This window comes from Lachnoclostridium sp. An118 (genome assembly GCF_002160985.1).
GTDB lineage: Bacteria > Bacillota > Clostridia > Lachnospirales > Lachnospiraceae > Claveliimonas > Claveliimonas stercoravium.
Genome location: NZ_NFLQ01000008.1, coordinates 115,209 through 127,898, shown reverse-complemented (window position 1 = coordinate 127,898; position 12,690 = coordinate 115,209). Strand labels below are relative to the sequence as shown.

General features: G+C 54.1%; 18 protein-coding genes. 13 read left to right on the top strand and 5 right to left on the bottom strand.

Annotated elements, in window-relative coordinates; all coding sequences use genetic code 11:
- The first annotated feature begins 68 nt into the window (after nucleotides 1-68).
- The 11 genes from B5E62_RS09005 to B5E62_RS08965 all read left to right on the top strand — a co-directional run bounded on the left by B5E62_RS09005 (nucleotide 69) and on the right by B5E62_RS08965 (nucleotide 6,465).
- On the top strand, nucleotides 69-884 hold the full coding sequence (locus B5E62_RS09005) for a DUF3658 domain-containing protein (RefSeq protein WP_242957796.1): 816 nt from the start codon (nucleotides 69-71) through the stop codon (nucleotides 882-884).
- Between the two features lie 113 nt (nucleotides 885-997).
- Nucleotides 998-1,363 (top strand): helix-turn-helix domain-containing protein, encoded by a 366-nt coding sequence (locus B5E62_RS09000; protein WP_087174264.1) that lies wholly within the window; start codon nucleotides 998-1,000, stop codon nucleotides 1,361-1,363.
- Nucleotides 1,360-2,031: a DNA alkylation repair protein gene (locus B5E62_RS08995; RefSeq protein WP_242957794.1), complete on the top strand. Its 672-nt coding sequence runs from the start codon at nucleotides 1,360-1,362 to the stop codon at nucleotides 2,029-2,031. Before B5E62_RS09000 ends, B5E62_RS08995 begins: the two co-directional genes overlap by 4 nt.
- Before the next feature lie 165 nt (nucleotides 2,032-2,196).
- Nucleotides 2,197-2,811, top strand: a complete 615-nt coding sequence (locus B5E62_RS08990) for a helix-turn-helix domain-containing protein (protein ID WP_087174263.1) — start codon at nucleotides 2,197-2,199, stop codon at nucleotides 2,809-2,811.
- Nucleotides 2,808-2,945, top strand: a complete 138-nt coding sequence (locus tag B5E62_RS16920) for a hypothetical protein (RefSeq protein WP_162610289.1) — start codon at nucleotides 2,808-2,810, stop codon at nucleotides 2,943-2,945. Before B5E62_RS08990 ends, B5E62_RS16920 begins: the two co-directional genes overlap by 4 nt.
- A complete protein-coding gene (locus B5E62_RS16915) occupies nucleotides 2,935-3,081 on the top strand; it encodes a hypothetical protein (RefSeq protein ID WP_162610288.1) in 147 nt (48 codons plus the stop codon). The genes B5E62_RS16920 and B5E62_RS16915 overlap by 11 nt, the downstream gene beginning before the upstream one ends.
- 26 nt (nucleotides 3,082-3,107) lie before the next feature.
- Nucleotides 3,108-3,560, top strand: coding sequence for a thioredoxin-dependent thiol peroxidase (gene bcp, locus B5E62_RS08985; RefSeq protein WP_087174262.1), 453 nt, complete (start codon nucleotides 3,108-3,110; stop codon nucleotides 3,558-3,560).
- Between the two features lie 31 nt (nucleotides 3,561-3,591).
- Nucleotides 3,592-3,933, top strand: coding sequence for a hypothetical protein (locus B5E62_RS08980; protein ID WP_087174261.1), 342 nt, complete (start codon nucleotides 3,592-3,594; stop codon nucleotides 3,931-3,933).
- A gap of 61 nt (nucleotides 3,934-3,994) precedes the next feature.
- The gene (locus tag B5E62_RS08975) at nucleotides 3,995-4,636 is read left to right on the top strand and encodes a TetR/AcrR family transcriptional regulator (RefSeq protein WP_087174260.1); all 642 of its coding nucleotides are present in this window, start codon (nucleotides 3,995-3,997) and stop codon (nucleotides 4,634-4,636) included.
- 109 nt (nucleotides 4,637-4,745) lie between these two features.
- Complete coding sequence (locus B5E62_RS08970) at nucleotides 4,746-5,717, top strand: ATP-binding cassette domain-containing protein (protein WP_087174259.1); 972 nt, start codon at nucleotides 4,746-4,748, stop codon at nucleotides 5,715-5,717.
- Complete coding sequence (locus B5E62_RS08965) at nucleotides 5,692-6,465, top strand: ABC transporter permease (protein WP_087174258.1); 774 nt, start codon at nucleotides 5,692-5,694, stop codon at nucleotides 6,463-6,465. The genes B5E62_RS08970 and B5E62_RS08965 overlap by 26 nt, the downstream gene beginning before the upstream one ends.
- A 67-nt stretch (nucleotides 6,466-6,532) precedes the next feature.
- On the opposite strand, the gene B5E62_RS08960 is transcribed toward B5E62_RS08965, so the two are convergent.
- A complete protein-coding gene (locus tag B5E62_RS08960; RefSeq protein WP_087174257.1) occupies nucleotides 6,533-7,069 on the bottom strand; it encodes an HD domain-containing protein in 537 nt (178 codons plus the stop codon).
- 129 nt (nucleotides 7,070-7,198) lie between these two features.
- Entirely contained in the window at nucleotides 7,199-8,122 is a 924-nt protein-coding gene (locus tag B5E62_RS08955; protein ID WP_206414310.1) for an AraC family transcriptional regulator, read from the bottom strand.
- A gap of 122 nt (nucleotides 8,123-8,244) precedes the next feature.
- On the opposite strand from B5E62_RS08955, the gene B5E62_RS08950 reads away from it, so the two are divergent.
- Nucleotides 8,245-9,453 carry an MFS transporter gene (locus tag B5E62_RS08950; RefSeq protein ID WP_087174255.1) on the top strand — a complete coding sequence of 403 codons (1,209 nt, stop codon included), beginning with the start codon at nucleotides 8,245-8,247 and terminating at the stop codon, nucleotides 9,451-9,453.
- Between the two features lie 251 nt (nucleotides 9,454-9,704).
- On the top strand, nucleotides 9,705-10,451 hold the full coding sequence (ymfI, locus tag B5E62_RS08940) for an elongation factor P 5-aminopentanone reductase (protein WP_087174253.1): 747 nt from the start codon (nucleotides 9,705-9,707) through the stop codon (nucleotides 10,449-10,451).
- Nucleotides 10,452-10,494: 43 nt separating this feature from the next.
- Here the strand turns inward: ymfI and B5E62_RS08935 are convergent, their stop codons facing one another.
- Genes B5E62_RS08935 through truA form a run of 3 tightly spaced genes read right to left on the bottom strand, consistent with a single transcriptional unit; the run spans nucleotide 10,495 to nucleotide 12,575 of the window.
- Complete coding sequence (locus B5E62_RS08935; RefSeq protein ID WP_087174252.1) at nucleotides 10,495-11,034, bottom strand: isochorismatase family protein; 540 nt, start codon at nucleotides 11,032-11,034, stop codon at nucleotides 10,495-10,497.
- Nucleotides 11,035-11,055: 21 nt separating this feature from the next.
- Complete coding sequence (gene xth, locus B5E62_RS08930; protein ID WP_087174251.1) at nucleotides 11,056-11,808, bottom strand: exodeoxyribonuclease III; 753 nt, start codon at nucleotides 11,806-11,808, stop codon at nucleotides 11,056-11,058.
- A gap of 32 nt (nucleotides 11,809-11,840) precedes the next feature.
- Nucleotides 11,841-12,575: a tRNA pseudouridine(38-40) synthase TruA gene (truA, locus tag B5E62_RS08925; protein WP_087174250.1), complete on the bottom strand. Its 735-nt coding sequence runs from the start codon at nucleotides 12,573-12,575 to the stop codon at nucleotides 11,841-11,843.
- Nucleotides 12,576-12,690: the final 115 nt, after the last annotated feature.

Here is a 12,690-nt window from a genome sequence, read left to right as displayed (position 1 = left end):
CGGGGCAGAGATGATACACTATGGATAATAATACAGAGGATAAAAAGGTCGAAGGGGGGAGGCAGATCATGGTTGACATTTTGTTTGGCGAGAGCGAGGCCGCCTGCATGAGGTATGCAAAAACCGTCCGCACTCTCCCGGCAGGGGAGGGCGGACCGGACACGGTGCTCTGTCTTGCCTTCATGCTGGACATTGGCGATATCCAAAAAGCGATAGACAGCTCCTATCGGCAGGAGCTGATCTTCTCCATGTACAGTCAGGACCAGGATGGACATGACGAGGCCGCCTGCCAGGAGCTAAAGGAAGCCGGTCCCTCTTATGTCCGCCAGCTGGCCCGCCTGGAAGAATATCTAAAGCAGGGCCAGGCCGTGAGGATATGGTACAGTCACAGCCCCTACTCCCTCTGCGGTCTCTGCTTCCTCTGCGATTGGATGAAGTCTTACAAAAATCCTGTCTCCGCAGTGGAGCTTCCGAGATACAGGACAAACGGCAGCCGCATTGTATCCTGTCAGAGCTGGGGCGAGGTGTCCCACGATGAATTCCAGGACTTCCTCCCCCTGGAAAGGCCACTCTCCTCTCTGGAGCGGGAAATGTACGCGCTGCTGTGGACAGACCTGCAAAGGGAAAACGCGCCTCTTCGCGCTATCATCAACGGGAAACTCCTCAGTGTCCCTGAAGATTTCTACGATTTCCTTATATGGAGGGAGCTCACTGACAAACCTGTAAAGCAGGCCCTTCTCATCGGGAATATCCTGGGAAAATATCCGGTGGGGACCTGCGACTGGTGGTACGCCCGGAGGATTGACACATTCATAAAGCAGGGAAAGATAAAGGTGACCGAAGACTCCGGACGAAAATACGCAAGAACCATACGCAGAGTCTGACTCAAACACCTCAGCCGCAGCTTTTTTGCGCGCAACCGCAAAGTTGCGCCCGGGTTGATAGATGCAACTGCGCATATATGCTATGCTGTATCTGTCAAAAGGAGGGATCCTATATGGAAATTTTATCTGCTTTATCTGTTGTTATTGCATTTTTTAATCTCATCTATGTCCTTGGGACCTTTGTGGGCGGCGTCTATCTCTTCATTTTGGTCGTGAAAGCCCTAAGGAAATACATCCGGTCCGGCAATGTCACCCCTGAGACGGCCAGGACAAGGAAATCCCTGGGCGAGGTGCTGAGGAAGCACCGCACGGACAGTGGGATGACCCAGGAATTCGTGGCCCAGGCGCTGGGCATCAGCAGGCAGGCTGTCTCCAAATGGGAAAACGGCACCTCGGAGCCCACCACTACCAATCTCATTGCCCTGGCAAAGCTGTTTGGAGTGGCGCCGGAGGACCTGCTGCAGGAGGTACAGAAATGAACCAGAGTATGGAAAAATATCTTGCTGTCAAAAAGAGATTTGAGGAACAGGAAGACAGAGAAAACGCTGTCAAAATGTCCAGGTACATGAGGGAACTGTTCCCCTTCTACGGTCTTCCCACCCCGAAGCGCAGAGCGCTGTACAGAGATTTTCTCAGACAGGAAAAGAAAGCCGGAAGGATCGACTGGACTTTCCTCGACCAGTGCTACGCAGACGGGCACCGGGAATTCCAGTATCTGGCGGGAGACTATCTGAGGACTATGCATGACCTGCTCACTTATGAGGATATCCCTAAGATAAGGACCTACATCAAGGCAAAGCAGTGGTGGGACACCATTGACCTCTTTGACCAGGTCGTCGGCCGCATTGGCCTTCAGGACAGCCGGGTGGATGACCTGATGCTGGAGTGGTCTCTGGATGAGGACTTCTGGCTGCGCAGGATCGCCATCGACCATCAGCTTGGCAGGAAAGAGAAGACCAACACAGAGCTGCTGGAGAAAATCCTCGTCAACAATCTGGGAAGCCGGGAGTTTTTCATCAACAAGGCCATCGGCTGGAGCCTGCGGGATTACTCAAAGACTGATCCCGAGTGGGTGCGGGACTTTATCCGCACCTACGGGGAAAAGATGGACAAGCTGAGTGTCCGGGAGGGGTCAAAATACCTCTGATATACCTCTGAAATATAAAATGCAACCCCAGGTTGCGCTATTGCAAGCCAGGGTTGGTGGCCTGCTCAGGGCATTTCCGCTATGATACAGGCATACCACAACGGCCCGCCGCACATGGAAGCGGCCGGATCTGACAGCATATCACACATAAAAGGAGGCACCCCTATGAGCTTTGGAGAAAATCTTCGCACAGTAAGAAAGGAAAGAAATATTTCCCAGGAGGAGCTGGCTGCGCAGCTGCATGTCAGCAGGCAGGCCATCTCCCGCTGGGAGCAGGGAAACGGATACCCGGAGATGGAGAAAATGATCACCCTCTCCCAGATATTGAAGGTCTCCCTGGACTATCTGGTCTCAGACCAGTCAGACAGCCAGGAGCAGGCAGGCCCTGCTTCCGAGAGCCCGTCACCGGCCTCTCCCGCTCCCGCCCCCGGGGCAGTGTCCACAGGCAAGATCATGATCCGCAGCCACGACGGCAAACAGCTGGTCAACTGCTATAAGGTGATGTCCATGCGCGTATCCAGCCACCCGGACGCGCCTCATTTTGCCCTCTTCGGAGTGGACAGCTCCTCCTTCTGGGGCAAGAACAGGACCATGCTCGGCTGGTATGCCCACGAGGCGGATGTCCAGAAGGAGACCGCGGCTATCTCACAGGCCATGCTGGATGGAAAAACGTCCTATGAGCTGCAGTATGCCGCCAAAGTAAAGGAAAGTTTTCTGCGGGTCAGCCTCGTCAGAGAGGAGGACACCGCTCCAGAGAAAGGAAGGGACACAGACATATGATCATCAAGCTTTGCATTGACAGCGCCCCTGCGCAGCCCCTGGAAGAGGGCATGCAGGTTGTAGAGGCGCCGGATAAGATTTCCAAAGAAAACAGCAAAGCTCACCGGGGAGGCGCTTCGGGAAATGCTTTTTGACGTGGAATGGCACTGCAGCGACACAGGCCTTGCTGCAGATAATTTTCAGGTCCTGCTGCTCTTCCCCGACGAGGAAACCCGGACATTTTATGGGAAATCCCTGCGCAAGATGGGGATACCCTTTATTTCAGAATAAATTTTCAGATTAAAGGAGGAACCACTATGCTGGAAATCGGAACAAAGGCACCGGCATTTTCTCTGCCGGACCAGAACGGAGACATGCACACGCTGGAGGAATACAGGGGAAAGAAGGTCATCCTCTATTTTTATCCCAAAGACAACACTCCCGGCTGCACCAAACAGGCCTGCGGCTTCGGGGACCTCTATCCCCAGTTTGCCGAGAAGGGCGCTGTCGTCCTTGGCGTCAGCAAGGACAGCGTGGCCTCCCACAAGAAATTTGAGGAAAAGTACGGTCTTCCCTTCACCCTGCTCTCCGATCCGGAGCTCACCTGCATCCAGGCCTACGATGTGTGGAAGGAGAAAAATATGTACGGGAAAAAGACCATGGGCGTGGTGCGCACCACCTACCTGATCGATGAGGAGGGCACCATCGTCAAAGCCTTCGGGAAGGTGAAGGCAGCCGACAACCCGGCCCAGATGCTGGCAGAACTGTAGTCTGCCCCGGCCCGGAAAGGAGGGCAGAAGGATGAAAAAATACAGGAAAGAGCGCGTACTTGTTCTGATACAGGCTGTCATGTTTTATCTGTTTCCTCTGACCGCCGGCCCCACCGACATGATGGGACTGGTGGTCGTCCTGCTGTTCTCCACTTTTCTCCTCTCTCTTCTTCTGGGCGCTCTGTCCCGGGCTCCTTTCAAATATTCCTATCCTCTCCTCGTGTGCGCCCTGTTCCTTCCCACAGTTCCCATCCACTACAATGCCACCGCCCTTCCACATGTCCTCTGGTATCTGGCGGACGGATACCTGGGGCTTGGAGTGGGGTGTCTCTTCAGAGCTGTCATTTATACTATCAGTATGAAAAATCATTGACACCTTACGTTCTGCCCGCTATACTATATACATACCAAACGTATGTATGCAGGAGGATGCCATGGCGAGAAACAAGTACCCGGAAGTCACTGTAGAGAAGATACTGGATGTATCACAGCGGCTCTTTCTGGAAAAAGGATATGACCATACGACGATCCAGGACATTGTAGACGAGCTGGGGGGTTTAAGCAAGGGTGCCATCTACCACCACTTCAAGTCAAAGGAAGATATCCTGAATGCCCTGGGAGACAGGCTCTTTTTCAAAAATAATCCCTTTGAGGAGGTAAAGAAACGGACGGATCTGAATGGCCTGGAAAAGATGAAGCTGGCCATCCTGCTGAACCAGTCCAACGAAGAGCAGGCCAGCTTTTCCGCCCAGGCTGTCCCACTCCTTAAAAATCCCCGGATCCTGGCTGGGATGCTGGAGACAAACCGCCGTACTCTGTGCCCCCGCTGGCTGGAACTCATCGAGGAAGGCTGCCGGGATGGCTCCATCCAGACAGACTATCCAAAGGAGCTGTCCGAGCTTTTGGTCCTTCTGGATGTCTGGCTGATCCCATCTGTCTTTCCCGGCAGTGCGGAGGAGATATTCCGCAGATACCAGTGCAGCTGCGAGGTGCTTGCCAGGATGGGGCTTCCCATCTATGATGAAAAGGCGGCTGACCTGATCAGAAACCACCCTGCCCTGCAGCAGGACGTATAAGATTGCCTTGCAGAGGCAATTTTATATTAGACATATACATACCTTCGTTCGGTATTAATAAATGTATAAAGGAACCTTGCGACACAAGCTCCAAAAAAGGAGGTCACCCATGGAAAGAAACAATGTATCGATTTTCGTATCCTCGCTGAAGAAACGCTATAAAGACAGAGAGGTCCTAAGAGACCTCACCTTTTCAGTCCCTGCAGGGACCATCTACGCTCTCCTTGGCTCCAACGGTGCCGGGAAGACTACCACAGTCCGCATACTGACCACCCAGCTTCGCCCTGACGGTGGGACTGCCCGGGTCCGGGGCTTTGATGTGACCAGGGAGCCGGAGAAGGTCCACCAGGTCATCAGCGTGACCGGACAGTTCTCCTGCCTGGATGAGAGCCTGACGGGAACAGAGAACCTTCTCCTCATGGGACGTCTGCGCCATCTGGCAGCCCCCGTGAGATCAGCGGTCCGGCTCCTGGAATATTTTGACCTCTCCTCCCATGCGGACCGAAGGGTCTCCGGCTGGTCGGGAGGGATGAAGAGGAAGCTGGACATCGCCATGAGCCTTGTGGGCAGCCCCGATGTCCTTTTCCTGGATGAGCCCACCACCGGCCTGGACCCCCAGAGCCGCCTGGCCATGTGGCAGATTGTCCGAAGGCTCCGGGACGGCGGCATGACCGTCCTCCTCACCACCCAGTACCTGGAAGAGGCGGAGCAGCTGGCTGACCAGATCGGCATCCTGAGCGAAGGGAAAATCCTGGCAGAGGGGACTCCCGCCAGGCTGAAGTCCCTCCTTCCCCGGGGCGCTGTGCGGTTTGTCTTCTATAGCCCGAAGGACCTGGAACGGGCCGCCTCTCTTCTGGGAACTCCTGCGGGGAAATGGCGGACCAGCTGCCTGCCGGAGAAGTGCGCTCTGACCGTGTTTACAGACGGGAGGGCAGACACCTTAGGAGAGCTCTTCTGCCGTCTCCGGGAGGACTCCATTTCTGTCCGGGAATTCTCAGAGCAGTCCCCCTCCCTGGAGGATGTGTTCTTAACCATGATCAAGGAGGAAAAATCATATGGAAACAACAAAACGAAGCTATAGCGACACCTTCACCATTGCCTGGCGCTGCCTGCTCCTGTCCCGCAGGAACCCGGAAACCTTTCTCACCAGCATCCTGCTGCCCGCCCTCATGATGCTGCTCTTTGTCGCCCTGTTTGATGGACTTGTCCACGTGGGCGGTGCCTCCTACACGGCCTACATTGTCCCCGGCGTCCTCATCCAGTGTGCGGCCCAGGGCTCCTCCACCACGGCCGTCATGGTCAATCAGGACATCACCAGCGGGGTCATGAGCAGACTTTCCACTCTCCCGGTCCGCCAAAGGTCTCTCCTTTCCGGCCACGTACTGGAGGCCTGCGGGCGGAGTCTTGTGACCTCCGCTGTCGTCCTCCTCATCGCGCTCCTCCTGGGCTTCCGCCCGGCCTTTAGCCTGACCGGCCTGGGGATAAGCCTCCTCCTTTTGTCGGGCATGATCCTGGCACTGTCCTGGATGGCCGTCACTGTGGGTATCCTGTCAAAAAGTCCCCAGGGCGCCAGCTCTCTCTCCTCCCTGGCCATTGTCCTTCCCTACCTGAGCTCCGGCTTTGTCCCCACAGAGCATCTCCCGCCCCTGCTGCGGACATTCGCCCGGCATCAGCCCATGACCCCTGTCATCGACTCTCTGCGAGCCGCTCTGGCAGGGCATCCCGCAGATATGGGATTACTCGCGGCTGCCTTTCTGTGGTGCATTCTCCTCTCATCTGTCTTTTACGCAGCCTCTGTGCTGCTCCTCAGGAAAAAGCTGCACGGATAGGAGCGGCCGCGAGAGGAAGGAAGGACCGGATATGCACAAGCCCCAGCCTGCATATCCGGTCCTTTTCTCAGTCGAAGTTCTTCTGTATCAACCGGCAGTATTCCTGAAATACCGGTTCCTTCTGGAAGTCTTCGGCAAGGGCATCCCGCACGCCCTTGTAGTACCAGCCGATCATTTTCTTATCTTTCATGCGGAAGCGCTTCCAGAGCTCCTCCCCCACCTTGGGATAGTCCCGGTCAATGTCCCGCATGTTGGACAATTTGTCTGCCAGTCCGATCATCTGCACCTCCCTGGGGGCGCTCCCGATGGACTGGATCGTTGCGCTCTTCCTCTCCATCCAGGTCCTGGATTTATCCTCGCTCTCTCCCGCCACCATGGCGGCCACCCGGGGACTGAACTCCAGCGCCAGCACCTCCCGGGTCACTCCCTGGCAGTCCTCTATCGTGTCGTGGAGCACCGCGGCACTGATCACCTCCTCATCCCGGGTCATGGTGGACACAATGTCCTTGACCTCTATGGGATGGACGATGTAGGGGCGCCTTGTCCCCTTCCGGAACTGTCCTTCGTGAGCCTTCGTCGCAAATTCAACTGCCCTGTCGATCATATTCATACCTCTTTTTCATCCTCTGCTTCCATCGCTAATGATAATTGTCTCCGAATTCTCCTCTCCCTGCAAAAATAACTTGTCTAAATCATGCATACATCATAGCATCAGTGGACAGAAATAGCAACTCTATTGTTTGATCTGATACATCCTTTCCGCCATATTCTTCCCCTGCTTTCCCTTTCTGTACTCTCCGGCGCTCATATGGTAATGCTGTCGGAATTTCCGGCAAAAATAGCCGGCGCTTGCAAAGCCCGTGTCCGATGCAATAACAGAAACCGGCTTCTGGGTTGTCAGGAGCTCCGCCGCCGCACGGGACAGCCGGTAACCTATAAGGTACGCTACCGGGGATGTATGAATGCCTGACTGAAAAATATGCAGGGCGCCACTTTTGCTCAGAGAGGCCGCCCCCGCGATCTCCTCCAGTGTTATTTCCTCCATATAGTGGTCGTGGATAAACTGTATCATGGTCTGCAGCTGCGCCTGCTTATGGTTCAGCCGGCGCAGCTTCGGCAGCCCGGATGCCTGCTCCATATTTTTCTCCAGCAGATCCCATATCTCCAGAAGCATCCTGACAGTAGAAAGCTCGTTTCTTCCTCCTTCCTCCTGAAGCGCAAAAATCTGTCCCAAAATCTGGAGGATCTGTCTTTGCCATACAATATGAGGTTCAAGGATCTGGTACGGAGCAGATAGTACTATGACCGGTCTGACGTACTTCTGATAAATAAGGGACTCTTCCGGTGCAAGGAGGGACGGTGCGAAAACAATGTTGGGGGCATATACGCTCTGATATGCCTCGAACCGATGCAGGATACCGCTGTTGATAAACACGCCGCAGCCCTGAGGCAGATTGATCTTATCTTCTCCGACACAGCAGACCGCATTTCCACTGGCTGCCACAAGAAACTCCAGCTCGTTATGCCAGTGCCAGCCGATCCTATGAAAATCAAATCTCCATATATCTTCCGGATAGTACGCAAACGGATAATCGTTTTTCCCGTGCGATACCGCTTCCCGGAGCGTTTCATCCGTGATCGTCCTGCAGACTCCCACCGTCCTCACCTCATATCAAACGAATTTAATTTTGTGATATTATACCATATTTTAGTGATTTTATTCAATGTCTTCCCGTTTTTTATGTGATATAATCCCATCTGAAGCAAGGAGGAACAAACATGTCAAACAAATATACAAAAACAATAGCAGCCTGTTTTACAGGATATATCGTGCAGGCTGTCGTCAACAACTTTGCGCCGCTGCTATTTTTACTTTTTCAGAACATCTACCATATCCCGCTTTCACAGATCACGCTGCTCGTGACCTTTAACTTCGGGATACAGCTTCTGACCGATCTTCTCTCCGTTTCTTTTGTGGACAGGATCGGCTACAGAGTCTCCATGATCGCAGCCCATATTTTTTCAGCTGCAGGCCTGATCCTCCTCACTGTCCTGCCTGAAATCCTGCCCGCTCCATTTGCCGGCATATTGATTTCTGTCATGATCTACGCAGTCGGAGGCGGACTCCTCGAAGTATTGGTCAGCCCTGTTGTAGAAGCCTGCCCCACGAAGCACAAGGAGAAGACCATGAGCATGCTCCACTCATTTTACTGCTGGGGCTATGCGGGGGTTGTGCTTGTATCGACACTGTTTTTCCAGATTGCAGGCACAGAAAACTGGAAGCTGCTGGCACTGACCTGGGCAATCCTCCCCATCTGCAATGCCTTTGCGTTTGCCAGGGTTCCTATAGCTCCGCTGCAAGAAGGCGGTAAAGACTGCATGAAAACAGGAGACCTGTTCAGAAACAGGCTGTTCTGGGTCCTGCTTGTCATGATGGTATGCGCCGGGGCAAGCGAACAGGCGGTGAGCCAGTGGGCGTCTGTATTTGCCGAGAAGGGTCTGGGGATTTCCAAAACAGCGGGAGACCTGGCAGGGCCCATGGCATTTGCCGTCCTGATGGGACTGTCACGGCTGTTTTACGGAAAATACGGTCATCTCATCCACCTGGAACGCTTCATGGTCTATAGCGGGGCTCTGTGCGTTCTGTCTTATCTTGGGATTTCGCTCATGCCATTCCCTCTTCTCAGTCTGGCCTCCTGCGCCGTCTGCGGTCTGTCCATCGGCATCATGTGGCCAGGTACTTTCAGCAAGGCTTCTGCCGCTCTCCCAAAAGGCGGAACGGCCCTGTTTGCCTTACTGGCCCTTGGCGGAGATGTAGGCTGCTCAGCAGGTCCCACCCTGGTAGGCCTGGTATCCGGAGCAATGGATGACAATCTGAAAGCGGGCGTTCTGGCAGGTGTCATTTTCCCGCTCCTTCTGCTGACGGGAATCGCACTCGCCAAAAAACCAAAGGAGAGCTGCTGCAATGAGAGGGAAGCTGTCTGTTGAAAAAACTGAAGAAGGACATACTTTTATCGTATTTTCTGTGGATAATACAGAAACGGTAAACAAATTGACCGTGGACATGCTGGACACCGGGCTGGATATCCTGTATGAACCCAAAGTCACAGACAAAGGATATGAGCGCTGTTTTATATGCACTGAAGAAACGGCAATAAAAATACGCGCCCGGACAGCCGGCTGGACACCAGACCGGACTCTGTTGTAAAATAGAGCAAAAGGGAAAAAGGAGAATGTTCATGTCCGCAAAACCGTCTGCAAAATACGCACTTATCACAGGAGCCTCCAGGGGCATTGGCCGGGCCTGCGCCCTTCGATTTGCCCGGGAGGGGTGGCACGTCTTTCTCAACTGCCGCTCATCCCTGGATGAGCTGTCAGAAGTACAGAGAGAAATCAACAGCCATTTCCCCGGACACTGTACCCTGGTTCCGGGAGACGTGGGCAGCCCGGCGGATGTCCGGCAGATATTTGAGAAAATTTATCAGATCTGTCCCTGCCTGGACGTGCTTGTCAACAATGCAGGCATCGCCCATATGGGACTGCTCACTGACATGACAGACAGCGAGTGGCAAAGACTTCTTGACACCAATCTGTCCTCCGTCTTCTACTGCTGCCGCAGCGCCATCCCGCCTATGGTGACCCGGAAGCAGGGAAGGATCATCAGCATCTCCTCTATGTGGGGAACCGTGGGGGCATCCTGCGAGGCTGCCTACTCAGCCGCCAAGTCCGGCATCCACGGACTGACCAGGGCGCTGGCCAAAGAGCTGGCTCCAAGCGGCATCCAGGTCAACGCGATCGCCTGCGGCGTCATCGACACAGCCATGAACGGCTGGCTTTCCCCCGAAGAGAATCAGGAGCTGAAAGAGGAGATCCCCGCCGGCCGTTTTGGAACGCCGGAGGAAGTGGCGGACCTTGTATGGCAGATTGCCCATGCCCCGCACTACATGACCGGACAGGTCATAGGAATGGACGGAGGGTATATCTGATCCGAGACAGATCAGATATACCCTCCCTTTTCTTTTGTATTTCCTATTTCACAAGCCGCTGGATCTTCTTGCTCTCGTCTGTGCCGGCCTCTTCCAGCAGCTCAAAGAGCAGGGCCTCGTACGTGGTGAGGATAGCCCCCTCCTGCTGAGCCCTCACAAGGGCCCCCTCATAGTCTGTCCTCTTCCGGCTGGAGATACAGTCTGTTACAAGCACGGGCACAAAGCCCGCACCCTTCAGCTCCAGCATGGTCTGCTGGACGCAGATATGGGACTCTATCCCGCAGAGGATGATGTACTTTTTCCCGAGTATCCAGGGATGGCTACTGGCCACAACCTGCCAGGCACTGAACCGCAGCTTCTCCACAAACTCCGCTGTCCCGGCGGCCTGGGTCAGCTCCTTCACGGTACCTCCCAGTCCCTTCGTGTACTGCTGGGTGAGCACCATGGGAATACCCAGGGTCCGAAGTCCCGCCAGCAGGATGGAGGAGTTCTCTATGAGCGCCTCCCGCCTGTCCATGACAGGCATCAGCTTCTCCTGGTAATCAATGACAATGGCCGCTGCATGCTCCCTCTCTATCCTCATATGATCCGCCTCTTTTCTATGCTATTTCAGATCCAGCTCCACCGGACAGTGGTCGGAGCCCATCACATCTGTCAGTATTTTCGCATCCTCCAGCCTGTCCTCCAGGCATTTGGACACACAGAAATAGTCAATACGCCACCCCGCGTTCTTCTCTCTGGCTTTAAACCGGTAGGACCACCAGGAATAGATCCCTTCCCTGTCAGGGTAGAAATAGCGGAAGGTATCAATGAACCCGGCCTCCAGGAGCTCTGTAAATTTCTGCCTCTCCTCGTCTGTAAAGCCCGCGTTCTTCCTGTTTGTCTTCGGATTTTTCAGGTCGATCTCCCTGTGGGCCACGTTCAGGTCCCCGCAGAAGATCACCGGCTTTTTTTTCTCCAGCTTCTTAAGGTAAGCCAGGAAATCTGCCTCCCACTGCATCCTGTAGGGAAGCCTTGCCAGTTCATTCTGGGAGTTGGGGGTGTACACGGTGACAAAATAAAACTCCGGGTACTCCAGGGTAATGACCCTGCCCTCCTGGTCATGCTCCTCCATGCCGATGCCGCAGGATACAGACAACGGCTCTTCCTTCGTAAACACAGCCGTGCCGGAGTAGCCCTTTTTCACAGCATAGTTCCAGTACTGATGATAACCCGGGGTCACCAGGTCGATCTGTCCCTCCTGCAGCTTCGTCTCCTGGACACAGAAAATGTCCGCATCCGCCTCCCTGAAAAAGTCTGTAAACCCCTTCTGCACACAGGCCCGCAGGCCGTTCACATTCCAAGAGATCAATTTCATAGTCTAGTTTCTCCTTGTTATCTATTTGCCATCTAATAATATACTTTTCTCAAAAACAGGCCTCTGGCCGGAGCGAGAAATCCCGCCAGGCTGCGGTCCTCCGCCGCTATGACCACCGGGAGCTTGCTGGCATCCCGCCGGCCTGTCCCGATCTCGATCAGTGTCCCTGTCAGGATGCGGACCATGTGGTAGAGGAAGCCTGACCCGTAGTAGGTGATCCTCACCTTCTCCCCGGAGCGCACGATCTTGATATTGTAGATCCTGCGGACTGTATCGTTGGTTTCTTTGTTGTCCGTAAAGCTGGCAAAATTCTTGACGCCGATGAGATATTTCACAGCATCCCGCATGGCTTCTATATCCAGTTTCTCCGGATAATGGTAGCAGTATCTCCTGGAAAACACATCCGGCTTTTCCCGACAGTCTATATAGTATTCGTATTTCTTCCCCTTGGCGCTTTTTCTCGCATGGAAGTTGTTCTTTACAAGTTCCACCTTGAGAACGCGGATATCTTCCGGAAGATAACGGTTCAGAGCAGCTTTCAGCTCCGCCGGGTCGTAGAGACCGGACAGCTTCACGCTGGCCACCTGCCCCCTGGCATGGACACCGCTGTCCGTCCTGCCTGAGCCGTCCACCTGCACCCGGTATCCCACGATCCTCCCCAGGCTCCACTCTATGATATACTGTATCGTATTGTCCGTTGTCGCCTGCCGCTGCCATCCCTGATAGCGGCTGCCGTCATAGGCAATGGTCAATTTATAGTTTTTCATACACACACACCCGATCTATCTGTAAATCTGAAAAAAACAAATTTTGCATATCAAAAAAGAAGAAGCTGTATATGCTTCCTCTTTTATCATAGCACTTTCCAATAGGATGCGCAAT